General features: G+C 41.7%; 1 rRNA gene. It reads left to right on the forward strand.

The features are described 5' to 3' along the window. Nucleotides 1-87, forward strand: a 5S ribosomal RNA gene (rrf, locus tag WFH18_RS18280); the annotation flags it as partial. Nucleotides 88-223 lie beyond the last annotated feature (136 nt).

The raw sequence follows: 223 nt of genomic DNA on the forward strand, positions 1-223 counted from the left end.
CTGATCCCTTCCCGAACTCAGAAGTGAAACCTCTTAGCGCTGATGGTAGTGTGGGGTTACCCATGTGAGAGTAAGTCATCGCCAGCTCATTATTCGAAAATCCCCCTCCGCTAAGGCAGAGGGGGATTTTTTTGTGCGTGGAATTTTAGATAAGATATTTAACATATCTATATCTCAAAGTTGATCAGATTCTTCTGAGACAGAGAATTCCTGTTAATTTGTT

Source organism: Acinetobacter sp. USHLN143, from assembly GCF_037145695.1.
Taxonomy (GTDB): domain Bacteria; phylum Pseudomonadota; class Gammaproteobacteria; order Pseudomonadales; family Moraxellaceae; genus Acinetobacter; species Acinetobacter fasciculus.